This window comes from Rummeliibacillus sp. BSL5 (genome assembly GCF_052928305.1).
Genome location: NZ_JAVGCV010000004.1, coordinates 82,450 through 104,835, shown reverse-complemented (window position 1 = coordinate 104,835; position 22,386 = coordinate 82,450). Strand labels below are relative to the sequence as shown.

27 protein-coding genes and 1 riboswitch are annotated in these 22,386 nt (G+C 38.6%); of the genes, 20 read left to right on the top strand and 7 right to left on the bottom strand.

Annotated features, from left to right (window positions below; all coding sequences use genetic code 11):
* The first annotated feature begins 83 nt into the window (after positions 1-83).
* Positions 84-251 (top strand): hypothetical protein, encoded by a 168-nt coding sequence (locus RCJ93_RS13330; protein ID WP_158512605.1) that lies wholly within the window; start codon positions 84-86, stop codon positions 249-251.
* Between the two features lie 153 nt (positions 252-404).
* On the top strand, positions 405-1,277 hold the full coding sequence (locus tag RCJ93_RS13325) for a DMT family transporter (RefSeq protein WP_446739295.1): 873 nt from the start codon (positions 405-407) through the stop codon (positions 1,275-1,277).
* 22 nt (positions 1,278-1,299) lie between these two features.
* Here RCJ93_RS13325 and RCJ93_RS13320 read toward each other — a convergent pair whose 3' ends face one another.
* The 3 genes from RCJ93_RS13320 to RCJ93_RS13310 all read right to left on the bottom strand — a co-directional run bounded on the left by RCJ93_RS13320 (position 1,300) and on the right by RCJ93_RS13310 (position 2,466).
* On the bottom strand, positions 1,300-1,734 hold the full coding sequence (locus RCJ93_RS13320) for a GNAT family N-acetyltransferase (protein ID WP_446739268.1): 435 nt from the start codon (positions 1,732-1,734) through the stop codon (positions 1,300-1,302).
* Positions 1,735-1,810: 76 nt separating this feature from the next.
* Complete coding sequence (locus RCJ93_RS13315) at positions 1,811-2,125, bottom strand: DMT family transporter (RefSeq protein ID WP_150285458.1); 315 nt, start codon at positions 2,123-2,125, stop codon at positions 1,811-1,813.
* A complete protein-coding gene (locus tag RCJ93_RS13310; protein ID WP_446739294.1) occupies positions 2,125-2,466 on the bottom strand; it encodes a DMT family transporter in 342 nt (113 codons plus the stop codon). Before RCJ93_RS13310 ends, RCJ93_RS13315 begins: the two co-directional genes overlap by 1 nt.
* A 53-nt stretch (positions 2,467-2,519) precedes the next feature.
* Positions 2,520-2,616: riboswitch (guanidine-I (ykkC/yxkD leader) on the bottom strand.
* Positions 2,617-2,739: 123 nt separating this feature from the next.
* Between RCJ93_RS13310 and RCJ93_RS13305 the strand changes: the two genes are divergently transcribed.
* Both RCJ93_RS13305 and RCJ93_RS13300 read left to right on the top strand, forming a co-directional pair.
* On the top strand, positions 2,740-3,669 hold the full coding sequence (locus RCJ93_RS13305) for a 1,4-dihydroxy-2-naphthoate polyprenyltransferase (protein ID WP_150285457.1): 930 nt from the start codon (positions 2,740-2,742) through the stop codon (positions 3,667-3,669).
* 21 nt (positions 3,670-3,690) lie between these two features.
* Positions 3,691-4,548 (top strand): putative RNA methyltransferase, encoded by an 858-nt coding sequence (locus RCJ93_RS13300; protein WP_446739267.1) that lies wholly within the window; start codon positions 3,691-3,693, stop codon positions 4,546-4,548.
* A gap of 258 nt (positions 4,549-4,806) precedes the next feature.
* Here the strand turns inward: RCJ93_RS13300 and RCJ93_RS13295 are convergent, their stop codons facing one another.
* Positions 4,807-5,286 (bottom strand): VanZ family protein, encoded by a 480-nt coding sequence (locus tag RCJ93_RS13295; RefSeq protein ID WP_446739266.1) that lies wholly within the window; start codon positions 5,284-5,286, stop codon positions 4,807-4,809.
* Between the two features lie 179 nt (positions 5,287-5,465).
* On the opposite strand from RCJ93_RS13295, the gene RCJ93_RS13290 reads away from it, so the two are divergent.
* The 8 genes from RCJ93_RS13290 to RCJ93_RS13255 all read left to right on the top strand — a co-directional run bounded on the left by RCJ93_RS13290 (position 5,466) and on the right by RCJ93_RS13255 (position 11,123).
* Positions 5,466-6,458 (top strand): YecA family protein, encoded by a 993-nt coding sequence (locus RCJ93_RS13290; protein WP_392996712.1) that lies wholly within the window; start codon positions 5,466-5,468, stop codon positions 6,456-6,458.
* A gap of 136 nt (positions 6,459-6,594) precedes the next feature.
* Positions 6,595-6,783, top strand: a complete 189-nt coding sequence (locus RCJ93_RS13285) for a hypothetical protein (protein ID WP_066790425.1) — start codon at positions 6,595-6,597, stop codon at positions 6,781-6,783.
* A 336-nt stretch (positions 6,784-7,119) separates the two neighbouring features.
* A complete protein-coding gene (locus RCJ93_RS13280) occupies positions 7,120-7,410 on the top strand; it encodes a helix-turn-helix transcriptional regulator (protein ID WP_066790422.1) in 291 nt (96 codons plus the stop codon).
* 155 nt (positions 7,411-7,565) lie between these two features.
* Positions 7,566-8,105 (top strand): signal peptidase I, encoded by a 540-nt coding sequence (gene lepB, locus RCJ93_RS13275; protein ID WP_066790420.1) that lies wholly within the window; start codon positions 7,566-7,568, stop codon positions 8,103-8,105.
* Between the two features lie 10 nt (positions 8,106-8,115).
* Positions 8,116-8,583 carry a low molecular weight protein-tyrosine-phosphatase gene (locus RCJ93_RS13270; protein ID WP_446739265.1) on the top strand — a complete coding sequence of 156 codons (468 nt, stop codon included), beginning with the start codon at positions 8,116-8,118 and terminating at the stop codon, positions 8,581-8,583.
* Between the two features lie 143 nt (positions 8,584-8,726).
* Entirely contained in the window at positions 8,727-9,575 is an 849-nt protein-coding gene (gene ypfJ / locus RCJ93_RS13265) for a KPN_02809 family neutral zinc metallopeptidase (protein WP_066790415.1), read from the top strand.
* A gap of 131 nt (positions 9,576-9,706) precedes the next feature.
* The gene (locus tag RCJ93_RS13260) at positions 9,707-10,420 is read left to right on the top strand and encodes a YebC/PmpR family DNA-binding transcriptional regulator (protein WP_446739264.1); all 714 of its coding nucleotides are present in this window, start codon (positions 9,707-9,709) and stop codon (positions 10,418-10,420) included.
* Positions 10,421-10,547: 127 nt separating this feature from the next.
* The gene (locus RCJ93_RS13255; RefSeq protein ID WP_446739263.1) at positions 10,548-11,123 is read left to right on the top strand and encodes a YdcF family protein; all 576 of its coding nucleotides are present in this window, start codon (positions 10,548-10,550) and stop codon (positions 11,121-11,123) included.
* 106 nt (positions 11,124-11,229) lie between these two features.
* On the opposite strand, the gene RCJ93_RS13250 is transcribed toward RCJ93_RS13255, so the two are convergent.
* Positions 11,230-12,252: a YecA family protein gene (locus RCJ93_RS13250; protein ID WP_446739262.1), complete on the bottom strand. Its 1,023-nt coding sequence runs from the start codon at positions 12,250-12,252 to the stop codon at positions 11,230-11,232.
* 222 nt (positions 12,253-12,474) lie between these two features.
* Here RCJ93_RS13250 and RCJ93_RS13245 point away from each other — a divergent pair, with 222 nt between their 5' ends.
* From RCJ93_RS13245 to RCJ93_RS13230, 4 genes are all read left to right on the top strand, one after another.
* Positions 12,475-14,172 carry a M3 family oligoendopeptidase gene (locus tag RCJ93_RS13245; protein WP_066790406.1) on the top strand — a complete coding sequence of 566 codons (1,698 nt, stop codon included), beginning with the start codon at positions 12,475-12,477 and terminating at the stop codon, positions 14,170-14,172.
* A gap of 179 nt (positions 14,173-14,351) precedes the next feature.
* Positions 14,352-15,431 (top strand): AI-2E family transporter, encoded by a 1,080-nt coding sequence (locus RCJ93_RS13240; RefSeq protein ID WP_147197024.1) that lies wholly within the window; start codon positions 14,352-14,354, stop codon positions 15,429-15,431.
* Between the two features lie 23 nt (positions 15,432-15,454).
* The gene (locus tag RCJ93_RS13235; protein WP_446739261.1) at positions 15,455-15,922 is read left to right on the top strand and encodes a hypothetical protein; all 468 of its coding nucleotides are present in this window, start codon (positions 15,455-15,457) and stop codon (positions 15,920-15,922) included.
* A gap of 24 nt (positions 15,923-15,946) precedes the next feature.
* A complete protein-coding gene (locus RCJ93_RS13230) occupies positions 15,947-16,108 on the top strand; it encodes a hypothetical protein (RefSeq protein ID WP_190323509.1) in 162 nt (53 codons plus the stop codon).
* Between the two features lie 49 nt (positions 16,109-16,157).
* Here RCJ93_RS13230 and RCJ93_RS13225 read toward each other — a convergent pair whose 3' ends face one another.
* Both RCJ93_RS13225 and RCJ93_RS13220 read right to left on the bottom strand, forming a co-directional pair.
* On the bottom strand, positions 16,158-17,159 hold the full coding sequence (locus RCJ93_RS13225; RefSeq protein ID WP_446739260.1) for an anion permease: 1,002 nt from the start codon (positions 17,157-17,159) through the stop codon (positions 16,158-16,160).
* 15 nt (positions 17,160-17,174) lie between these two features.
* Entirely contained in the window at positions 17,175-17,795 is a 621-nt protein-coding gene (locus RCJ93_RS13220; RefSeq protein ID WP_066790398.1) for a DUF47 domain-containing protein, read from the bottom strand.
* Positions 17,796-18,036: 241 nt separating this feature from the next.
* Here RCJ93_RS13220 and RCJ93_RS13215 point away from each other — a divergent pair, with 241 nt between their 5' ends.
* The 4 genes from RCJ93_RS13215 to fumC all read left to right on the top strand — a co-directional run bounded on the left by RCJ93_RS13215 (position 18,037) and on the right by fumC (position 22,360).
* Entirely contained in the window at positions 18,037-18,564 is a 528-nt protein-coding gene (locus RCJ93_RS13215) for a hypothetical protein (RefSeq protein WP_446739259.1), read from the top strand.
* Positions 18,565-18,641: 77 nt separating this feature from the next.
* Positions 18,642-20,168 (top strand): flotillin family protein, encoded by a 1,527-nt coding sequence (locus RCJ93_RS13210; RefSeq protein ID WP_446739258.1) that lies wholly within the window; start codon positions 18,642-18,644, stop codon positions 20,166-20,168.
* Between the two features lie 133 nt (positions 20,169-20,301).
* Positions 20,302-20,847, top strand: a complete 546-nt coding sequence (locus RCJ93_RS13205) for a PCYCGC domain-containing protein (RefSeq protein ID WP_236717647.1) — start codon at positions 20,302-20,304, stop codon at positions 20,845-20,847.
* A gap of 130 nt (positions 20,848-20,977) precedes the next feature.
* Complete coding sequence (fumC, locus tag RCJ93_RS13200) at positions 20,978-22,360, top strand: class II fumarate hydratase (protein ID WP_251648355.1); 1,383 nt, start codon at positions 20,978-20,980, stop codon at positions 22,358-22,360.
* Positions 22,361-22,386: the final 26 nt, after the last annotated feature.

Genomic DNA, 22,386 nt, shown 5'->3' with positions numbered 1-22,386 from the left:
CTGAAATTTTGGGCATATTAAGTGAAGAAAACGTATAAAGCGCAAGGATACACTTTTCGCCACAAGTAAGGAGGCTTTACCCAATGAGATATTTATTGTTTTATGCTGGCCTTCTCTTATTGATTATTGGGCTGGCACATCCGCTTGGTATTGTTGAAGCTAATCTATTTAAATATATGTTGTACACCGGCATTATAGCGTTCGGTATAGGTGTACTATTATTGCCAGGTGAAATGGAAAATAGAGAGTAGGGCGATTAAGCGCCTTATTCTTCTGATAGGAAGAAGCTGCTGAGAAAGCAGCTTCTTTTTTGTGTCTTCACTATAAAATTAGTAGTATAGTTATTATAACATTCAGTTAATTGAGAGGGGAGAGAAAAGTTGAATAAATCTGCAGCGGTAAAAATGGCTATTTCTATGGCCATTTTTGGATCAATTGGTTTTTTTACAATTCATACAGGCATTCCTGCTGAGGAGCTTGTTTTTATCAGATGCATTTTTGCGACTCTTTTTTTAAGTGCTGTTTGGTCTTTAACCGGCGGCTACAAGAAAGAAAAGTGGAGCAAAAAAGAGATGTTGTACACGATTATATGCGGTGTATTTCTCGTATTAAATTGGGTTTTTCTATTTAAGGCTTTCCATGATATGGCGATTTCTCTCGCTATCTCTATCTATAATGTAGCACCCATTTTTCTGCTTCTTTTAGGAAGTGTTTTTCTAAAGGAAAGAATGTCGGTTGGTGCAGTATTAGCAGTAATTGTCTGCTTTTTAGGAAGCTTTTTAATTGTCGGCACAAAACAGTTTTCGTCATTCAGTATGCTGATAGATTCTGGATTTGTATGGGCGATTCTTTCAGCCATCTGTTATGCGATGACGATGTTTATTGGAAAGGGGATTAAAGAGCTTAGTTCTTATGCTTTAACGTTTATTCAAACTTCTGTTGGTATCGTGATACTATTGCCATTTATGGATTTCAGCGTCTTTAGTGGTTTGACCAGTTTAAATTGGTTCTACATTTTAGGGACCGGCATCATTCATACTGGTTTTGTATATTATCTCTTCTTTGATAGTTTACGTAGCCTTCCAGCCATCATTGTGTCTGCCTTAGTGTTTTTAGATCCGCTTGTAGCTATTTTGCTGGATATCACTCTTTTAGATTTTAGCCCAACCATCTGGCAAACGCTTGGCATGATTCTTATATTTGGGGGCATTCTCTATACGCTGAAACAACCAGAAAAAAGTACAGATAAAAAAGAAGCTGTCCAGGAAGCGAGTTGACTTCCTGAACAGCTTTTGTTCATTATAACGGTTTTACCATGAGTACATGCTCTATGCCTGCATCCAAAAAGACACCTGATTTGACTTCATATCCAAGCTTTTCATAAAAACCTTGTGCTTGCACTTGTGCATCTAATTTTGCTTTTTTAGCGCCCAGTTCTTTTGCTTTGTCTTCACAAGCTTGGATGATTAAGCGCCCTATTCCATGTTCACGGTAATCTCTTGATACGGCAACACGTTGAATCTTTCCGTAATCCTCAAGTAAGCGCACACGTCCTGTACCTACAGCGATATTGTCATCGGTAGTGGCAAGAAAATGCTTGCAGTCACCGCCAAGATAATCTTGATCATCTAGCTCTTCCTCTGCTGGCACTTTTTGTTCGTCTACAAAAACCTTAAGACGGATATCGAATTCTCTTTGCAAATCTTCTTGTGTAGTAACTTCAAAAATTTTCATCTCAATTCCCCATCTCCTCTTTTGCTCTATTATAGCTAAAAAAATTTTCAGAATATAGATTCTGCACAAAAAAGAATTAAGAAGCTAGTTTTAATCCGACAGCTGCAGTCAAAATCATGACGATAAAAAGAATACGACGCCAATTGGTCGACTCGCCAAAAAAGATCATACCAACCAAGGCGCCACCAACTGTACCGATTCCAGTCCAGACGGCATAAGCAATCCCCATCGAAACAGTGTTCATGGCATATGACAATAATAAGAGGCTGACACCGAAGCTGATAATTAGGAGAAGAACCGTCGACAGTTTTCGATCTAATTGAAAACGGTTCATCATTGCAACCCCAAAAACTTCACAAAATCCAGCCAATATAATAGCAACCCAAGCCATTATGAATCACCCTCCGTCTCTGTTGATGCTGGCGTTACCATTTTTAGGCCTATTACTCCTGCCATTAAAAGAAGTAGCAGTACAATTTTTATAGCATTAAGTGATTCACCAAATACAAAAGCACCTACGAGTACAGTGCCTGCTGTCCCTAAGCCTGCGAAAACAGTATAAACAGTCCCAACAGGCAAATATTTACCTGCTACTAATAAAAGATAAAAAGTAAAACAAACAGCAATGACAGTCACAATCCATGCAAGTGGCGTATGGGCATGTTTCAGGCCGACAACCCAACCTACTTCAAACAATACTGCGATTAAAACAATTAACCAATGTCTAAGCATAATATCTCCTTTCATGGAAAAAAGCCTGAAGAATACTGATGCGAACATCAGTAATCTCCCAGGCTTTTCTCCTTCCGTGGCATAGCAATTGCTATGTGATTTCTCTCGGCCCAGACCAAATCAAATTGCGGAACCCTAGAAATCAATCATTTATTTAATTAGCCTTATTCTAACAAATCATTTAGCCAAATTCAAACCACAATCCTTTTTGGCACAGTAGCGAAAAATCAGTTAAGATAGAGTAGTTATACAAAGTAGAAAGGAAGACTTACGATGAATCAAACTTCTTCACAGATTGAGGAAATTAGCACATTTAAGTTAATGTGGCAGCTGACTCGGCCTCACACATTAACAGCTACTTTTTCACCAGTCATATTAGGGACAGTACTTGCACTGTTCGATATTAAAATAAATTGGCTTTTATTTATTGCGATGTTGGTGTGCTGTTTATGCCTCCAAATTGCTACAAACCTATTCAATGAATATTACGATTTCAAACGTGGTTTAGATACGGCTGAATCAATCGGGATTGGTGGCGCGCTTGTTCGTCATGGGACAAAGCCAAGTACTATATTGAATTTTGCCTTGATACTATATGCATTAGCTGTTGTTATAGGCGTATATATCTGTATGGAAAGCAGCTGGTGGCTAGTTGTTATTGGTCTTATAGGTATGGCAATCGGTTACTTTTATACAGGTGGTCCTTATCCGATTGCTTATACGCCATTTGGTGAATTATTTGCAGGGCTCAGCATGGGTTTTGCGTTCGTACTGATATCTTACTATATTCAAACAGGGGATATTAGTTTAACAAGCGTTCTAGTTTCCATCCCTCTTGGCATTTTAGTCGGTGGTATTAACATGGCAAACAATATTCGCGATATCAAAGAAGACACAAAAGGCGGACGAAAAACGTTAGCAATACTAGCAGGGCGTGAAAAAGCAATTAATATACTAGGGTGGTCATTTATCGTTTCATATCTTTGGATGATCGTACTTATCCTTTGTGGTATTGTCAGTCCTTGGTTGTTGGTTGTGTTGATTAGTGTACCAAAACCTATTAAAGCCATTAAAAGCTTTAAAGAAGCAGAATCTAATCCGCCAAAGTTGGGCCTAGCGATGAAGTCCACAGCTTTAACGAATACGCTTTACGGACTACTTTCTTCTGTAGGCTTATTACTTAGCTATATCACGGGATACTAAAATTTGCCGGGAGGTGTTTTGATGGGAATGACGAAGAAAGAAGCAAGCGCCAATTATATGCGGGAACACCAAGATATATTGTCTTGCCCTCTTTGTCAAAAAGAGATGAAGGTCACAGAGGAATCAACCGTGATCTGCGAAAATCGCCATACATTTGATCTGGCAAAGCAAGGCTACGTTAATTTTATGACTCATCCTGCTCCATCTATGTACGGCAGTGAACTTTTCAATGCAAGAAAAAAGGTTATTGATAGAAATCTCTATCACTTAATGTATGAAACAATCGTTGAGCAGCTGAATCTCTATGAAAAAGATTTGACTGTATTAGATACAGGCTGCGGTGAAGGCTCCCATCTGGTGAAAATAAAAGAAGCTTATGAGCAGTCTGGGACATACAAAATGCACGCTGCAGGAATTGATATTGCTAAAGAAGGTATAGTGGCTGCTGCCAAAAATTACGGTGGAATGATGTGGTATGTGGGTGATTTAGCTAAAAGCCCATTTAAAGACCAAAGTTTCGATTGTATCTTAAATATCCTTTCGCCTGCTAATTATAGTGAGTTCCAAAGGCTTCTAAAACCCGATGGAGTCGTGGTCAAAGTCGTGCCACAAAGCGGTTATTTGAAAGAATTAAGAGATCAATTCTTTGTGGACGAAGATAAAAAGACATATTCTAATGCCAAAACGGTTGAACGGTTTAAAGAACAGTTCAAAGAAGTAACGGTCGCTCGCATCACAGCAACCTTGCCGCTTGAAAAAGAACTCGTACCAGATTTAGCCCATATGACACCGCTTGGCTGGCATCAAAAGGAAGATATAAACGAGAAATCATTAAGTAAGGTAACTATTGATTTGGATGTATGTATCGGCAAGTTTTAATGAAATGCTGCGTATAAGCTGAATTAGAAGCTAGAAGAACAAACTTAAAGAGGATAGAAATAGAAGGCGGCGATTTCTGTAGGAATAGCTTGAGTTGAAATTCCCACAGGAACGTAGTGACGAGGAGATTGAAGCCAAGCTCGTGGAAAGCCGCCTGATACAGAACACAAAATAATAAAAAGATAAACCGAACAAATGTGAAATTATCACATATAGTTCGGTTTTTTCATTACCTTATTTTTTTATCATAGTCTCTTTTTAATGTGCTTTCTTTTTCGCACGTCGTTTCACAAGGATTGAGATGCCATTCCAGATGAGCAATAAGACAATGGCTCCACTAGTGTCTAAAAGCACATCTTGATAGGAAGCGGTACGTCCAGATGTGAAATACTGATGAAATTCATCTATCACCGCTAAAAGGCATGCTGCCAAGACAGCTAAGACAAAACGATGCTTTCTTCTTGGTAAAGCAATATATACAGCAATCCCAATGGCACCAAATGTAAAGAAATGGGCAGCTTTTCGACATAGGAATTCAAGGAAATAATAGTAGCCTCTTGTATCTACAGAGATATCCATCCCATAGTAATAGAAGTGAAGTTTTGAAAGTAAATCTCTGAATGGCTCATTTGGAAAATATGCTTGCAAGGTAGGGACAATAGTTTGCTGCTCATAGGATTGGCTTGAAGAAATAAAGATAGCCAAAATTAGAATAAGGAGCGGAATATATTTTTTCATATAAAAACAGTAACATACTTATAGCAAAAATTCATAGATTTTATGTAAACTTTCACTAGCTGCCAAAAAATGATATGCTAAAAAAGCTCTTTATTTTTAATAAAGACTTCGGTCAGTAAACCAGCTATAGATTAGCGAAGGCTTGCTGCCGTAAGAGCAGGATAAAGGAAGTGTTAAGAATGCCAGGACGTAATGATCCATGCCCTTGTGGAAGCGGAAAGAAATACAAAAAGTGCTGTGCGCAAAAAGCGGCAATAACAGTAGAAGATGTTTATATAGAAGAATTAGATCGTGTATTGCAAACTTTTTACGATGTGTATCCGTTAAGGAAAGACTATCAATCTTATATACAAATGGCGGATGAATGGAAAAAAAGCCTCGCTCCTTACTTAATTGAGGAGATGACAGAGGCCATTGTAATGGATTATTTCTTTTTCCATGAACGTATTGATATATGGACAAGTTATTTAGAGAAAACTAAAAAAGAAATGGTTCGACCTAAAACGATTGAAGTTCTAGAGACATGGAATCATCCGTATATGATTCTAGCTAGAGTTGTTGGAGTAGAGGACCACTATATTGTTGTTGAAGACATACTGACTAGAAAGCAAATAAAAGTAAGAAGAGAAGGCGAAAAACCAGTTCCGCTGGATGTCCATGTTTTCTGCTTTATCTTGCCAGATGGTTCTGGAATGGAAGAGAGCTATTTAGCCATTTCAAGCATGATCTTCTTCCCGAAAGACCAACAAGAGGTATTTGATACATGGATCGGGAATTTTAAAAAACAAGAGCAAAGTGCAGAAGAGTTCTACAAGGCACATTCAATTGAATTGTGGGAGAGCTTAGGTGAAAATGGCTTTGACGGTTTAGAGTTTACTGATTTCGAAGCAGATGTCTTCTTGAAAATAGAAGCATTCTTGGAAGAACGAAATCGTCCATGGGAAGAACTTGTAGATATAGTAGAAGACTATGTAGTTGAAATTCAGCCAAAAGCCCGAAAAGCCGTCGCCATCGCCGCAGGTGCCATCCGTTTTGGTGGCGAGGCAGGGCTATTCGAGCCTGTTGGAATGACAATCAAGGAAATAGCGGAGGAGTTTGGAGTTTCTGCTTCTTCTCTAAACAAATATTATAACGAAATAAAATCTTACTCAGAAACACGCGTGGCACAATAAAGAAAACTTTCATAAAGAATGTAAAAAAGCCTATTGAAAATATAGGCTTTTTGCATATTATTTTATATACAGAACGGTAGAAGATTCCTAGTGCTAATGATAAGATGAAAAAAATAAATAACAGGAAGTGAGAGCCATGTTAAAAGGACTGCCATTTTATGTAGTATTAATAGCTATCGGTTCATTAAGCATTACGTTCGCTGTCACAAGAGATATCCCTATGAAAATGCAATGGGTATTACTTATAGGTGGAACGTTAATCAATATTATCAGCCTGATTGCACTTATGATTTTTTTGGCAAAAAGTGATCGCCAACCCAAATAAGAATAAACCATTTAGAATATTATCCTAAAAATATGATAAAAGTTATTACACTTTTAGAAAATTTAGATTACAATAGAATGAATGGCAAATAAATAGAGTCAAAACCAACCATTGTTAGTTTATACAATGGAGCAACTTAAATTATAAGAATATTAACTATATTTCAATTTTCTGTAAATTTAATGTTGTATAGTCAATATTCTTATTTAATCATTCCATTAGTTACTTACAATAATTTTAAGAGGGAATTTTTCAACTATGATTATGCAACAATTAGCGGAAGTAACTACTGGCAAGGAAACAGAAAGCCTAATAATTCGATAAAGGAGTGGTCTAGTGGTTACTTCAAATGTATATGACCCACAAGATGAAAATGTAGTACAACAAGAAAATTCACCAGATGCAATGATGGCAGTAAAGCGTAGTGAATTAATCTTTAAATATCGGATGGCTGTCGGTCTTACGCAATCAGAGCTAGCGCAGCAAGCAAATGTAACGCAAAAGACAATTAGTCGGATTGAGCGTGGAGATCGCAATGTAAGACAAACAACATTGAAAAAAGTGTATCAAGTATTAGGTATACCGGATGAGGAGCTAGAGGCACTAAAAGCACAGCTCAATACATAAGGAAGCAATGACCATATTTTAGGTAACATGTACACCGATGTAGCTAAAAGGATTATTTGGAGAATTATTTGTTTTTTAAATGACAGTTCCTTCTTGCTAGTGGCATAATATGATAGAGTTATTAAAGAAGGCCGCACATATAGAAGGTGATAAAAATGGAAAAAAGAAATATAGGCAAGGAATTGCTGTCATGGGTTTGGCCAATATTGCTTGCAGTCATTATTGCTGTAGTATGCAGACAGTTTTTGTTTTCTCCTGTAACAGTCAAAGGTGAGTCAATGGAGCCTACTTACCATAACAATAATAAAATTATTATTAGTAAGGTCAGTCATATCGATCGTTTTGATATTATTGTTTTTGATTCACCCGTTGAAGATGACCATTACATTAAGCGAGTTATCGGTTTGCCCGGCGATACAATAAAAGTAAAAGATGATCAATTGTATATCAATGGGAAGAAGTACAAAGAGCCATACCTCAAACAAGGCATTAAGGAATATGAAAGTCTAGGCGACAACTTTACGGAAGACTTTACATTAAAAGAAGTGTCAGGTGTAAAGAAAGTACCGAAGAATTCCTATTTCGTACTGGGCGACAACCGCCAAAACAGTAGCGATAGCCGCGACTATGGCTTTATCAAAAAGTCAGCTGTTACGGGAGAAGTAAAATTCCAATTCTATCCGCTGAAGTTCTAGGAGGTAAATGATGAAAACTAGCGTACTTTTTGTGTGTCTGGGGAACATCTGCCGCTCGCCAATGGCCGAAGCAATCTTTCGCCACCTCGTGGAAGAAAAAGGGTTAACAGACGCATTTGACATTGATTCAGCTGGCACAGGTGATTGGCATATAGGTGAAGCGCCACATGCTGGAACAGCACAGATTCTTGCTCAGTATCAAATACCTGCTAATGGCATGTTTAGCCGCCAATTAAAGCAAGAAGATTATAGTCGCTTTGATTATATTGTTTGTATGGATGACAGCAATATTCAAAATGCCCTGCCGATGCTAGGCGTAAAGGCAAGTTCTAAGGTATTTCGCCTGCTCGATTTGGTCGAAGAGAAAAAAGATGTGCCAGATCCTTATTTTACAGGCGACTTTGAGGAAACCTATCAACTTTGCTTGGCAGGCTGTAAGGCATTGCTTGAGAAAATTGATGCCGACAAAAACAAATGATAAAATGAGATTCTTATTAAAACTGAACGCAAAAATGCAGAGTCAATCGCATTTTTGCGTTTTTCTATTTTCGCTTAGTGTCTATAGGGGAATAAAACGGGGTATAAATAGATGGACTTCAATAAGGGCGGGTGATTTTTCTAATGGATTGGAAAGGAAGAAGAGAAAGTAAAAATGTTGAAGACCGTCGGGGAATGAGTGGACCTGCAGTTGTAGGTGGAGGCCTTGGCGGCATTGGTATTATCATCGTGATTATTTATACATTACTTGGAGGCAATCCCCAAGATATATTAAATACTGATACGCAAGCTCCGCAAAGCCAGAGTACCGGATATAAATCCACTGCAGAAGAGGATGAATTAGCGGACTTTGTTAAAGTCGTTCTCGCTGATACTGAAGATGTTTGGACAGATGTATTTGCAAAAGAAGGAAAAACCTATAAGGATCCAACGCTTGTGCTCTTCACAAACAGTGTCCAAACAAAATGCGGTAATATGAGCACAGCTGTCGGACCATTCTACTGTCCAGGCGACCAAAAGCTTTATATAGATTTATCGTTTTATCAGGAATTGAAAAACCAATTTAAAGCACCAGGAGATTTTGCTATGGCCTATGTTGTGGCGCATGAGGTAGGCCACCATGTGCAGTATCTGCTTGGCACCTCCTCCAAGGTTAGTGCGCTTGAACAGAGAGCATCAAAGGCAGAGGCGAATCGGCTATCCGTCAAGCTCGAGCTTCAAGCAGATTATTATGCTGGGGTATGGGCGCACTATGTACAAGGTGAAGGATATCTAGATAAAGGCGACTTTAAAGAAGCTCTTACAGCTGCCAACGCAATTGGCGATGATACACTTGAAAAGAAAGCGCAAGGCTATGCAGTGCCAGAAACCTTTACACATGGTACATCGGCTCAACGAATGAAATGGTTAGAGCGAGGTTATAAATACGGCACCATTGAAGATGGCGACACTTTCAATGCGAAAGATCTGTAGCAGCTGTAGATAGATAGGCTAGCTTTTTCATTTTTCAATTATAGTGTATAATACAACAGTAATTTAATGGCTTATTGAATATGAAAAAGCAATTAGCATATCTATCGATTAAAAGAAAGAGAGTGAATCCGATGGGACGTAAATGGAATAACATTAAAGAGAAAAAAGCAGCAAAAGACCAAAGCACATCTCGCATCTATGCAAAATTTGGACGTGAAATCTATGTTGCTGCAAAACAAGGCGAACCAGATCCAGAATCAAACGGCGCTCTAAAAGTTGTGTTAGAAAGAGCGAAAACATACAGCGTACCAAAACATATCATTGACCGTGCAATTGAAAAAGCAAAAGGCGGCGGTGAAGAAAACTATGATGAGTTACGCTATGAGGGATTTGGACCAAGCGGTTCCATGATCATCGTAGATGCACTTACAAATAACGTAAACCGTACAGCGGCAGAAGTGCGCGCTACTTTCGGGAAAAACGGCGGAAATATGGGTGTCAGTGGTTCTGTAGCTTATATGTTTGACACAACAGCCGTATTTGCCTTAGAAAACAAATCAGCTGATGATGTACTTGAGCTATTAATTGAGTCAGACGTTGACGCACGTGATGTATTCGAAGAAGGGGATACAACTATTATTTATGCTGAGCCTGATCAATTCAATGCAGTCCAAGAAGCATTAAAAGCAAAAGGTATCTCTGAATTCAATGTAGCGGAGCTAACAATGCTTCCACAAACTGAGGTTGAGCTACAAGGCGAGGATTTACAAAAATTTGAACGCCTGATTGAACTATTGGAAGACCTAGAAGACGTACAGCAAGTGTATCATAACGTAGACTTGTAAAATAAATGGTAGAAGGCCTGGTATAATTAACTGCCAGGCCTTTGCTATAGGTTGCTAGATATATACTAGGTTTATAGATTCTATTAAAATACATAACAACATATAAATTATAAAGGAATGGTATGAGGTGAAAAGGAAGAAGATGTGGATTATAGTAGTCATAATTTTGGTAATCACTGGCTTTTGGGTTTTGACGTCAAAGTGGCTAGCTGAAGGGGAAAAGCCAAGAGCAACAGGCACTAACAAATATGTAGTGGTCCTGGGGGCAAAGGTGAAAAAAGGAGCTGTTCCATCTAAGTCATTGGCATATCGTTTAGATGCAGCACTCGAATACGCTAAAAAGTATCCTGAAGTTCTCATCATCGTAACGGGTGGTCAGGGTCCTGACGAAGATGCGACAGAAGCTTCTGTAATGAAAAACTATTTAGTAGACAGAGGGATAGATGAAAAAAGAATTAAGCTGGAAGACAAATCTACTACAACATATGAAAATCTGGTAAATGCTAAAAAAATAATAGGGAATGAGAGTAAGAAAATCACAATCGTTTCGAATGACTACCATCTGGCACGAGCGAAAATGCTGGCAGAGAATGTGGGATTAGATTGTGATGTTATTCCTGCAAGAACACCGAAAAGTGTGGAAGCAAAATCAAGATTAAGGGAACGTTTGGCTCTTTTAAAAACAGTTGTCTTAGGGAAATAAAAAATAGCCACCTCGCAGATGATTATGCGGGTGGCTATTTTTATTAGTGCCTGTTCTTTCTGCAAGAAAGAACAGAAAGGATAGAAAGCCATGTTGGCTGTTCTATCTATTTGTTAATATATTCGCTAATTTGGTCTCGGTATTTGGAAATAGAAGAAGCGGACACAGTGAAGTAACCTGCTACATCTTTCACTTTAACCAAGCCGCCTTCTGGAATTTGACCATTTGCTTGTCCAGCTAAGACAGCGCCTGCAGCAACTGTTTCGGCTTTTTTCGCTTTGATTGAAGTCTCTTCAAGGAAGCGTGTTAGTAATTCAATAAATGCAGGTGCCACTAGTCCATGCTCTGTTAAATAGCGGTCTGTTAATGTTAGTACCTCAGTTGTAAAAGGTGATAAACTCACAGTGCTATCAACTGTGGAAGCTACTTCATCATCTGCGCTTTTTATTTCCTGAGCTGCTTCCTCTACAGGCATTTTTCCCTCTTCTACAAATGATTGATAAAGATCAAGTGAATCTTTATAGCCATTTTGAAGTTTTGAGCATAGAATCTCTGTGACATTTTCTTTATCTTCTGGAATAAATACAACACTGCTAGTAGCAGTAAGTCCATTTTCGCCTTGGCGTGCATCAGGCATAAATATACCGAATAACCAATTGCCGGAGAATGTTTTCGATGGAGTGCCGCTCATTACGTAACTTTTGTTTGTCACCATATCTGTAATAGAGATAGTTTCTGGTGTTTGGGCATCCACTTTAGCCAGCATATAAATAGGTTTTAGCCATGAAGTCAAAATATCGCTCACTTGCTTGCGAGTTTGCAATGTTAGCTGTTGATTGATATAGCTTTGCCATAGTTCACGATGGTCGATGTAAATGTAAGTTTCCATCGCAATTTTATCTATTAATTTAATTGAAAAAGTTTGTTGTAAAGAATCTCGCCAAACTTGATTTCTTTTTTCTAATTGACGGTAATCTGCAGGATGGAAAGATTCCTTCACAAAGCCCTCCACAATACGATCAATCTCTTCGCTTACAAGTGTAGTAATATCGCCTTGAGCGTTTTTACCATGACACTTTTTGTATTTCTTTCCGCTGCCGCATGGGCAAGGATCATTACGACCTATCAATGTATTGCACCTCACTTTAAAAATTGCACATAGAAATAGGTTAGCACAATTTGAAGAAAAAAATAAGTATTATAATTTTTCCAGCGTCAAAAACTAAACAAACTATCAAAAAAGAATGATTTTCATAAGAATAGTTGAAATTTTTCTGAATATAATAAATAATGTAATCAATACTTCGCTTTACGAAGAGTACAAGTACATAATAGAAATGGGGAATAGTAGATGCTTACATTTAATGAATATCAATATACACGCCCAGACTTGGAAGACATGAAGAAACAATTTAATAGTCTTCTACAAGAATTCAATGAGTCAAAAACGGTAGAAGCGCAAAGTGATGTGATTGAACAAATCAATCGTTTGCGTAATGATTTCTCAACGAAATATAACTTGGTTTATATTCGTGCTTCTATCGACACTAACGATGAATTCTATCAAAAAGAGCGAGACTATTTAGATGAAATTACACCCGAAGTGGAAGAATTAACAACGAATTACTATAAAGCTCTTATTGCTTCCCCTTTCCGCAATAATCTAGAAGAAAAGTGGGGCTCTCAATTATTTTCTCTAGCAGATAACCAAATCAAGGGATTCTCACCGGAGATTATGGATCTTATGCAAAAAGAGAACAAGCTAACATCTGAGTACTCCAAATTGGTGGCGTCTGCACAAATTTCTTATGATGGCAAAGAATTGACGCTTGCCCAGCTTGGTCCTTATACAGAGTCTACAGACCGTGCGACACGGAAAGAGGCGAATGAAGCTCGCTTTGGATTCTTCCAATCGCATGAAGAAGATTTCGATCGTATTTATGATGAATTAGTCAAAGTACGCCATGAGATGGCAGTCAAACTTGGCTATAAAAACTATGTAGAGCTTGGCTATGTCCTGATGAACCGAATTGATTACAACGCAGACATGGTTAAGAAGTACAGAGATCAAATTCGCGATGTAGTGGTTCCTTATGCAACAGAGCTTAGAAAACGCCAAGCAAAACGAATTGGCCTAGAAGATTTAAAGTTCCATGATGAAGGACTGAATTTCTTAAGCGGCAATGCAACGCCAAAAGGAACGCCAGAGTGGATTGTAGACAACGGCAAAAAGATGTATGATGAGCTTTCTCATGAAACATCTGAGTTCTTCCACTACATGGTTGACCATGAGTTGATGGATTTAGTAGCGAAAAAGGGGAAAGAAAGCGGTGGTTATTGCACATTCATCGAAGACTATGACTCGCCGTTTATTTTTTCAAACTTCAACGGCACATCAGGGGATATCGATGTATTGACGCATGAAGCGGGTCACGCTTTCCAAGTATACTCAAGCCGAAAGATTGGAATACCAGAATACCTTTGGCCGACATTTGAATCAGCCGAGATACATTCTATGAGTATGGAATTTTTCACATGGCCATGGATGGAATTGTTCTTTAAAGAAGACACAGAGAAGTATAAATTTGCGCATTTAAGCGAGTCACTTTTATTCTTGCCTTACGGTGTAGCTGTCGATGAGTTCCAGCATGTCGTATATGAAAATCCGGAAATGACACCAGAGGAACGAAAAGCTGCGTGGAAGAAAATCGAAGGCATCTACTTGCCACATCGTGATTATGATGGCATCGACTATTTAGAAAAGGGTGGCTTCTGGCAACGCCAAGCACATATTTATAACAGCCCGTTCTATTATATCGATTACACACTTGCTCAAGTGTGTGCATTCCAATTCTGGAAGAGATCTCGTGAAAATCATGAGGAAGCATGGAAGGATTATATCCACCTTTGCAAGCTAGGCGGAAAAATGTCCTTTACAAAATTGGTGGAAGAAGCAAATCTTGTTTCTCCATTCGAAGATGGCTGTGTAGATTCTGTTATGGTTGCGATTCGCGACTATCTTGATAGTGTAGCGGATGACCAATTATAGAATTATATAAACTGAAAATCCCGTTGCTCTCTAAGAGTACGGGATTTTTTTATTGAGCGTAAGGTGGCTATTTTCAGTTTATAGTTGAATAGCGTATACTGATATAAGAATATATAGTGAAACGTCAATTATTGTAGTTTTTACAGACCGTTATTAATGCCGAAGAGGAAGTGAACCATTTGACAAAGAAACTATGGTTTCAAGCGGGTGTCGGGATTCTATTAGCTCTATTGATTATTAAATATTTTCTAGAAATTAAATCCCTTTTCTATCCGATTGCAGTCATACTAAGTGCTATTTTTATTCCGTTGCTAGCTGGGGGCGTTCTATACTATGTCACAGAACCCATTCAGCGCTTTTTAGAAAAAAGAAAGTTTCCAAGATGGGCAAGCATCTTATCTATACTGGTCATTATAGGGGCTCTTATTTATGCTTTTATCGCCGTTATTGTGCCGCCAATCAATAACCAAATTAATCATTTGATTAAGGCAGCGCCCAATCTCGCAAATGAGCTTTCAGATATGATTGATTATATCTTAAAGAATCGCGAAAAATTCCCTGACCAGTTGAATGATGCGATTGAACGAATCACCAATTCGATACAGCAATACGCTGTATTTACAAGTAAGTTTTTGGTGCAACTTATTTCTAGCCTCGTATCTGGTGCCTTCATTTTAATTCTGGTACCATTTTTCTTCATCTACATGTTGAAGGATCATGAGAAGTTTGCTCCTGCGATTTATAACTTATTCTCAGGCTCACGTCGCCAATGGGTGAAAAAAACGTTAACTGATATTGATGATGTATTACGTAATTATATCCAAGGTCAAATATTGATCAGTTTTATATTAGCGACCCTTATTTTTATCGGCTATAAAATTATAGGCCTTGAATATGCGCTCCTGCTCGCTATGTTTGCATTTTTCATGAATATGGTGCCTTTTATCGGCCCATGGGTTGCGCTTGTGCCTGCCATCATTGTAGGCTTTCTAGACGACCCTATGAAAGCTGTATGGGTGTGTGTGGTAACACTTGTCGCTCAACAAATTGACAGCAACTTTATCACGCCCAACATTATGGGCAAGACGCTTGATATTCATCCGCTTACCGTTATTACGATTATCTTAGCTGCAGGCAATATTGCCGGGTTTATCGGAATTTTACTCGGAGTGCCACTCTATGCTGTCGCTAAAGTCATCGTCAAAAATGTCTATGAACATCGGAAAGATATTAAATCTGCTGCTACTAAAAATATATAAAGCGATATTAAAAAGGAGATCATATGCTAACATTTGAAGAAAAACAACAAATCATTGAGAGTTTTAAAGAATTAACCCGTAAAGAGATATCGATGGGCCGTTTAAACTACCACTTTGAGGGTAGCCAATACGAGAAGAAGATTGTAGTAGAGAAACTTCACCCAAACGGTAATGGCTTTGTTTATGTTGGCGACTTGCTGCGTTATCCAACAGCCCAAAAAGGTCTTGTGAATATTAGAGATTTCACAGAGCAAGAACTGCGAGAAGTGGTCGAGGATTCAATCATGTATCTTTCAGAGGTTGACGAACCTGTAGAGGAAGAAAAATTTGAACAAACCTGGCTTAATCGAGACAAAGTAGAGCTTTTGCTTGTAAATGATGATCCTTATTGGAATATTTATCATGGAGAAAATTTAGAAGAAAGCTTTGGTACACGCGATGATGCTGAAGACTATTTATATGCAGAAGGATTTAAGCCGTCTGCCCAATAATAATGAATAGAAAAGGAGAAGACTATGTCTGGTAAAAAGATGACATTCCTAATCATTGGAATTGTCCTTGTATGCTTAATCTTAATCTACCTGTCTATTGCGACCTTCTTTAAAAATAATCCTCACCAACCTAATCAGACTGGCCATGCAACAGAGCTACATGTGGATAATAGTATTAGAGGATAAATAAGAAAAGCCGCTCCTAGGAGCGGCTTTTTTGTATAGCAAAATACTATTACATAAATAAGTTAAAAATATAAAAAATCAAAGCGCCAAGCAATCCGGAGATTGGGAGTGTAATAATCCATGTCATGACTATTTTACGGGCCACGCCCCATTTAACGCCTTTTACATTTTGCGCAGAACCTACACCCATGATAGAAGAAGAAATAACATGTGTTGTAGAGACAGGCAAATGGAAATGAGTAGCTCCAAAAATAATGATTGCTGAAGATAAATCAGCAGCCACCCCATTTACAGGGCGAATTTTCATGATTTTGCCACCGACTGTTTTGATAATTTTGTATCCACCGATAGATGTACCTAAGCCCATAGCGGTTGCAGCGCTAATTCTTACCCACATCGGCACATCTCCGCCTTGGTTCACGAAACCGCCGGCAATTAAAGCCATAGTAATGATACCCATCGATTTTTGGGCATCATTCGTTCCGTGTGAAAAAGATTGTAGAGCAGCTGTGAAAATTTGCACTTTTCGGAACGTATTGTTCATTCGGCTTAAGTTGCGATCTTTAAATACGAATTTAAACAGCGACATCATAAGGAAACCACCAATAATCGCGATAAAAGGAGAGAAGATTAGCGCCTTAAAAATTTTCCCAAATCCTTCATAGTTGATCACGCCGAATCCAGAAGATGCAATCGCTGCACCTGCAAGCGAACCGATTAAGGCATGCGAGGAGCTAGACGGGATACCGAAGTACCAAGTCAGTAAGTTCCAAATGATTGCAGATAGCAATGCAGCTAAGATAATGACAACACCATGTTTTAAAGCGAATGGATCTACAATGTCTTTTGCGATTGCTTGGGCTACCCCTGTAAAGGTTACCGCGCCGATAAAGTTTGCTGTAGCTGCCATAATAACGGCTGTACGAGGTGTTAACGCACGTGTAGAAACGGCAGTGGCAATCGCATTGGCTGTATCATGGAAACCATTAATAAAGTCGAATAATAGAGCAAAGATTACGACCAGTACAGTTAAAATCAGTATTGTATTCATGTATTACTACATCTCCTATGCGTTGCGCATGATAATCGTATCCATTGCATTGGCTACGTTTTGGCAATAGTCAGCCACTTCTTCAAGCTGTTCGTAGATATCTTTAAATTGAATAATGCGGATAGGATCTTTTTCATGTAGGAATAGTTGCTTAATGGAAGTACGCAATACTTCATCGCACTTACGCTCATAATCTTTAATTAAAATGGCATGATCGCGCATATTAATTAGTTTTTTATTTGCTAAATGCTGCATAGCAGCAGCAATTTCGTCGGTGCTTAACACAATGTATTTCAAGAAATCTCTCATATAATCATCGACTTCTGTAAGTGAAAACATTTCAAAGTGGGCAATGCAACCTTCCACTCCATCTAGAATGTCATCCATCCGTACAGCTAATTCCAAAATATCTTCACGCTCGATTGGGGTCATGAAAGACTTGTTCAACATTTGAATAAGGTCATGGATCAGCGAATCGCCATCTGTTTCATATTTCTTCAGCGTAACGCTGAGTTCTTTTAAACCCGCAATGCTTGTAATTTTAAAGTCATCTGCATAATGAGATGCTTCTTTTAAATTCTCAGCAATTTTCAATAATGTTGCAAAGAAGGGATCTTCTTTTTTTGTGCTAAACATACAAAGCCTCCTAATTATAAAAACCGGTAGATGTTTTAAATAAAAACACAACTATAATAATAACAAATTGCGATATAAATCCCTACAAATTTCGTCACGGTCCGATTAAAATTTACATTCCCGTAATATTTAGATTGCACACATTTAAAATTAAATAATCAGAAAAAATGAAACTTTTGGCCTCCTGAACCGTAGATATAGATAGTAACGAAGAAAGCGAGCGAAGAAGGGGGTGAAATCAATGGATTTTCACACTTGGTCGATAGAACAGTGGTATTTAAGCTTATTGATTATTTTAGCGATTTGCATGGTCTTTTATTTGTTTTTTGGCGATATGGTTGAGTGCGTAGGAGAAGGTATTCCTTTTTTTAATCCGGCAGTCATACTTGCATTTTTAACCTTTTATACTGCAATTGGGTGGGTCCTTGAAACTTTCACTGCACTAAATAGTATAAGCATTGCCATCATTTCAGTAATAGCAGCTATTATTTTAGATATTCTTTTATATTATTTTGTGCTTATTCCTTTGAAGTCAGCCGAAGTTTCCATGGCCTATACAGAAGAATCTCTTGGAGGGCAAGTAGGAAAAGTCATCGTACCGGTGCCTGTTGATGGATACGGGGAAGTTGTGATCGAGACGGTGAATGGCATTATATCAAAAAGAGCGGCAAGCTATGATCTTGTGGAAATACCTTATGACGCAAAAGTATTAGTTATAGAAGTAAAAGAAAGTACTGTATTTGTAAGGGAGTATAGCCCGATTTTCTAAAGCTGCTTTTTAAGTGAAGAAGTAATATATTTTGATAACTACTTGGCTCAACATGTAAAAATAGGAGGAAAAAAATTATGCCTTTAGCATTGATAGTTGGCGGAATTGTAGTTGTTTTAGTATTGGCGATTATTGGCGTCTATGTAAAGAAATATCGTACAGCAGGACCAGATGAAGCATTGATTGTGACAGGGAGTTATCTTGGCTCTAAAAATGTCCATAAGGATGAAGCAGGAAACCGCATTAAGATTATTCGCGGTGGAGGTACATTTGTATTACCTGTATTCCAACAAGCAGAACCGCTTAGCTTATTATCAAGCAAACTGGAAGTTACTACGCCAGAAGTCTACACAGAGCAAGGTGTGCCTGTCATGGCCGATGGTATTGCTATCATCAAAATTGGTGGCTCTATTACGGAAATTGCCACAGCTGCCGAACAATTTTTAGGAAAGCCAAAAGAAGAACGCGAAATGGAAGCAAGAGAAGTATTGGAAGGTCATCTACGTTCCATCTTAGGCTCTATGACAGTGGAAGAAATTTATAAAAACCGCGACAAATTCTCGCAAGAAGTACAGCGTGTTGCTTCACAAGATTTAGCTAAAATGGGCTTAACGATTGTATCCTTCACTATAAAAGATGTACGTGACAAAAATGGCTATTTGGAATCACTTGGTAAACCACGTATCGCCCAAGTTAGACGCGATGCGGATATCGCGACAGCGGATGCTGAAAAAGAAACTCGCATCAAACGGGCGGAATCAGATAAAGAAGCACAAAAGGCAGAGCTAGAACGTGCCACTGAAATTGCTGAAGCAGAAAAAGAGAACCAACTAAAAGTGGCTGAATATCGCCGTGAGCAAGATATCGCAAAAGCGCGCGCCGACCAAGCCTACGAACTTGAAACAGCAAGAGCGAAGCAAGAAGTAACAGAACAAGAAATGCAAATCAAGATTATCGAGCGTCAAAAGCAAATCGAGCTAGAAGAAAAAGAAATTCTTCGCCGTGAAAAACAATACGATTCAGAAGTCAAGAAAAAAGCTGATGCAGATCGCTATGCTGTTGAACAAAATGCAGCGGCTGACAAAATGAAACAATTAGCCCAAGCTGATGCAGAACAATATCGTATTGAAGCTAAAGCGAAAGCAGAAGCTGAAAAAATTCGTTTAGACGGTTTGGCTAAAGCTGATTCAGAAAAAGCCCAAGGGGAAACAGAAGCAGAAATTATCCGCTTGAAAGGTCTTGCGGAAGCAGAAGCTAAACGTAAAATCGCAGAAGCCTTTGAGCAATACGGCCAAGCTGCAGTATTAGATATGATGATTAGCATGCTGCCTGAATATGCAAAACAAGTGGCGGGCCCACTATCTAATATCGATTCAATTACGGTTGTGGACACTGGCGGCGGAGCTGGTGGCGGTGCAAATAAGGTGACAGGCTATGCAACAGATTTGATGGCTTCATTACAAGAATCATTGAAAGCCTCTTCGGGTATAGATTTGAAAGAGATGCTTGAAAACTACTCAGGCAAATATAATATTAGACCAAGCATTGAGCGCTTAGCAGAAAGCAAAAATGACGCTCATACAGCAGCAACTGTAGAGAAATAACACAGATAACCTCATCGGAATTTTTTCCGATAGAGGTTATTTTTTTGAAAGCATCTTGACGTCAATTTGTCATACGACTGTTATACCCTGATAAGGTATAATGAAAGAAAAGCGTTTGAAGGAGTAGAACAATTTGAAGAAAAAGTGGTTATCATGTTTATTGGCGGGCACGATGCTTTTAGCTGCTTGTGGCAACAGTGCAGATAAAACAGCGAAAGAAAACCAAGATAGCGAGAAAGCAACTCAGTCAGAAAAGACAGAACACACGGCACACCAAGGGGGCCAGCATGAGTTGCCTAATGGTGATTTACAAGAGGAAACAGCATCAAGTGATATTTTGCCGAGTTTCTTGGACAAACAATCAGAGGATTTAAAATTGGTCTATCAGGCAGCAGGCAAAGCGACAGAAGTACTTAAATGGATGCCATGCTATTGTGGCTGCGCGGAAAGCGCAAATCATGAAAGCAATCTAAACTGCTTTATTAAAGAAGTTAAAAAAGACGGCTCGATTGTCTGGGATGATCATGGTACACGCTGCATTGTTTGTGTAGAAATTGCTATTAAATCCATTAAACAAGCACAGGAAGGCGTTCCTTTAAAAGATATCCGTAAAAAGATCGACGAAGACTATAAAGAAGGTTATTCGAAACCAACAAAAACACCAATGCCACCAGCTTAAAGATTAGATAGGTTCTTTCTAGCTTTCTCAGCAATTTGCTCATTCTAAACAGATTAGCAGACAAATAATGGGGAAAACGCTATCATATGAAGTGAGTATTCAACAATCTTAAGAAATGGAGTTGGAGAATTTGGACTATCGTATTGAACATGATTCCATGGGAGAAATTAAAGTACCTGCAGCACATAAATGGGGAGCCCAAACACAGCGAAGCAAGCAAAACTTTAGAATTGGTTCTGAACATATGCCAATCGAATTTATCCATGGCTATGCATTACTTAAGAAATCAGTAGCGAAAGTTTGCGTTGATCTAGGAACCTTGTCACAAACAAAAGCAGATGCCATAGCACATGCGGCAGATGAAATCATTGCAGGCAAATGGGATCAAGAGTTTCCTTTAGTCATCTGGCAAACCGGAAGCGGTACACAAACAAATATGAACGTCAATGAAGTCATCGCACACCTTGGCAATGAGTATCTAGAAGCACAAGGCAGTGATGAGCGTTTGCACCCAAATGATGATGTCAATAAATCACAAAGCTCCAATGACTCATTCCCGACTGCTATGCACATTGCTTCAGCGATTGCGGTAGAGAAGAACTTACTTCCTGCATTGGAACAAATAAAAGCAACATTGAAAACAAAATCTGAAGAATTCATGCAGTTAATCAAAATTGGTCGTACACACTTGCAAGATGCAACTCCTCTTACATTAGGCCAAGAAATCAGCGGTTGGCTTTACATGATTGAAAAATCAGAGGAAATGATTAAAGAAAGTGCTAAGCACATGCTAGAGCTAGCAATCGGTGGCACGGCTGTCGGAACAGGTTTAAATGCACCAGAAGGCTTCGATGAAAAAGTAGTAGCTGTTCTTGCGAAAGAGACAGGTTTGCAATTTGTACCATCGCCAAACAAATTCCATGCACTGACTTCTCATGACCAAATGGCTACAACGCATGGTGCAATGAAAGCTTTAGCTGCAGATTTGATGAAGATTGCCAATGATGTTCGCTGGTTAGCTTCTGGCCCTCGTTCAGGTTTTGGAGAAATTTCAATTCCAGAAAACGAACCAGGTTCATCTATTATGCCAGGTAAAGTTAACCCTACACAATGTGAAGCAGTGACAATGGTGGCTGTCCAAGTGATGGGTAATGACGTTACATTAGGCATGGCAGCTTCTCAAGGTAACTTTGAATTGAATGTATTTAAACCAGTCATTCTTTATAACTTCATGCAATCAGTTGAATTGTTATCTGATGTCATCAGAAGCTTTGATGAACACTGTCTGCAAGGCATTACAGCAAATGAAGACAAATTAGAACACTTCTTAAACAATTCTTTAATGTTGGTGACAGCACTAAATCCACACATCGGCTACGAAAATGCAGCGAAAATTGCAAAGCATGCCCATAAAAATGGATTAACGCTAAAAGAAGCCGCATTAGATACAGGACTTGTGACAGAAGAACAATTTAATGAATGGGTTGTACCAAGCAAAATGATTAAGTTTTAAGAAGTAAAGGCTGTGGATAAGCTTGC

Excerpts from the sequence above, each read along its gene's own strand:
- RCJ93_RS13330 (WP_158512605.1), top strand. The coding sequence starts at position 84 with ATGAGATATTTATTGTTTTATGCTGGCCTTCTCTTATTGATTATTGGG.
- RCJ93_RS13325 (WP_446739295.1), top strand. The coding sequence starts at position 405 with ATGGCTATTTCTATGGCCATTTTTGGATCAATTGGTTTTTTTACAATT.
- RCJ93_RS13320 (WP_446739268.1), bottom strand. The coding sequence starts at position 1,734 with ATGAAAATTTTTGAAGTTACTACACAAGAAGATTTGCAAAGAGAATTC.
- RCJ93_RS13315 (WP_150285458.1), bottom strand. The coding sequence starts at position 2,125 with ATGGCTTGGGTTGCTATTATATTGGCTGGATTTTGTGAAGTTTTTGGG.
- RCJ93_RS13310 (WP_446739294.1), bottom strand. The coding sequence starts at position 2,466 with ATGCTTAGACATTGGTTAATTGTTTTAATCGCAGTATTGTTTGAAGTA.
- RCJ93_RS13305 (WP_150285457.1), top strand. The coding sequence starts at position 2,740 with ATGAATCAAACTTCTTCACAGATTGAGGAAATTAGCACATTTAAGTTA.
- RCJ93_RS13300 (WP_446739267.1), top strand. The coding sequence starts at position 3,691 with ATGGGAATGACGAAGAAAGAAGCAAGCGCCAATTATATGCGGGAACAC.
- RCJ93_RS13295 (WP_446739266.1), bottom strand. The coding sequence starts at position 5,286 with ATGAAAAAATATATTCCGCTCCTTATTCTAATTTTGGCTATCTTTATT.
- RCJ93_RS13290 (WP_392996712.1), top strand. The coding sequence starts at position 5,466 with ATGCCAGGACGTAATGATCCATGCCCTTGTGGAAGCGGAAAGAAATAC.
- RCJ93_RS13285 (WP_066790425.1), top strand. The coding sequence starts at position 6,595 with ATGTTAAAAGGACTGCCATTTTATGTAGTATTAATAGCTATCGGTTCA.
- lepB (WP_066790420.1), top strand. The coding sequence starts at position 7,566 with ATGGAAAAAAGAAATATAGGCAAGGAATTGCTGTCATGGGTTTGGCCA.
- RCJ93_RS13270 (WP_446739265.1), top strand. The coding sequence starts at position 8,116 with ATGAAAACTAGCGTACTTTTTGTGTGTCTGGGGAACATCTGCCGCTCG.
- ypfJ (WP_066790415.1), top strand. The coding sequence starts at position 8,727 with ATGGATTGGAAAGGAAGAAGAGAAAGTAAAAATGTTGAAGACCGTCGG.
- RCJ93_RS13260 (WP_446739264.1), top strand. The coding sequence starts at position 9,707 with ATGGGACGTAAATGGAATAACATTAAAGAGAAAAAAGCAGCAAAAGAC.
- RCJ93_RS13245 (WP_066790406.1), top strand. The coding sequence starts at position 12,475 with ATGCTTACATTTAATGAATATCAATATACACGCCCAGACTTGGAAGAC.
- RCJ93_RS13235 (WP_446739261.1), top strand. The coding sequence starts at position 15,455 with ATGCTAACATTTGAAGAAAAACAACAAATCATTGAGAGTTTTAAAGAA.
- RCJ93_RS13230 (WP_190323509.1), top strand. The coding sequence starts at position 15,947 with ATGTCTGGTAAAAAGATGACATTCCTAATCATTGGAATTGTCCTTGTA.
- RCJ93_RS13225 (WP_446739260.1), bottom strand. The coding sequence starts at position 17,159 with ATGAATACAATACTGATTTTAACTGTACTGGTCGTAATCTTTGCTCTA.
- RCJ93_RS13220 (WP_066790398.1), bottom strand. The coding sequence starts at position 17,795 with ATGTTTAGCACAAAAAAAGAAGATCCCTTCTTTGCAACATTATTGAAA.
- RCJ93_RS13215 (WP_446739259.1), top strand. The coding sequence starts at position 18,037 with ATGGATTTTCACACTTGGTCGATAGAACAGTGGTATTTAAGCTTATTG.
- RCJ93_RS13210 (WP_446739258.1), top strand. The coding sequence starts at position 18,642 with ATGCCTTTAGCATTGATAGTTGGCGGAATTGTAGTTGTTTTAGTATTG.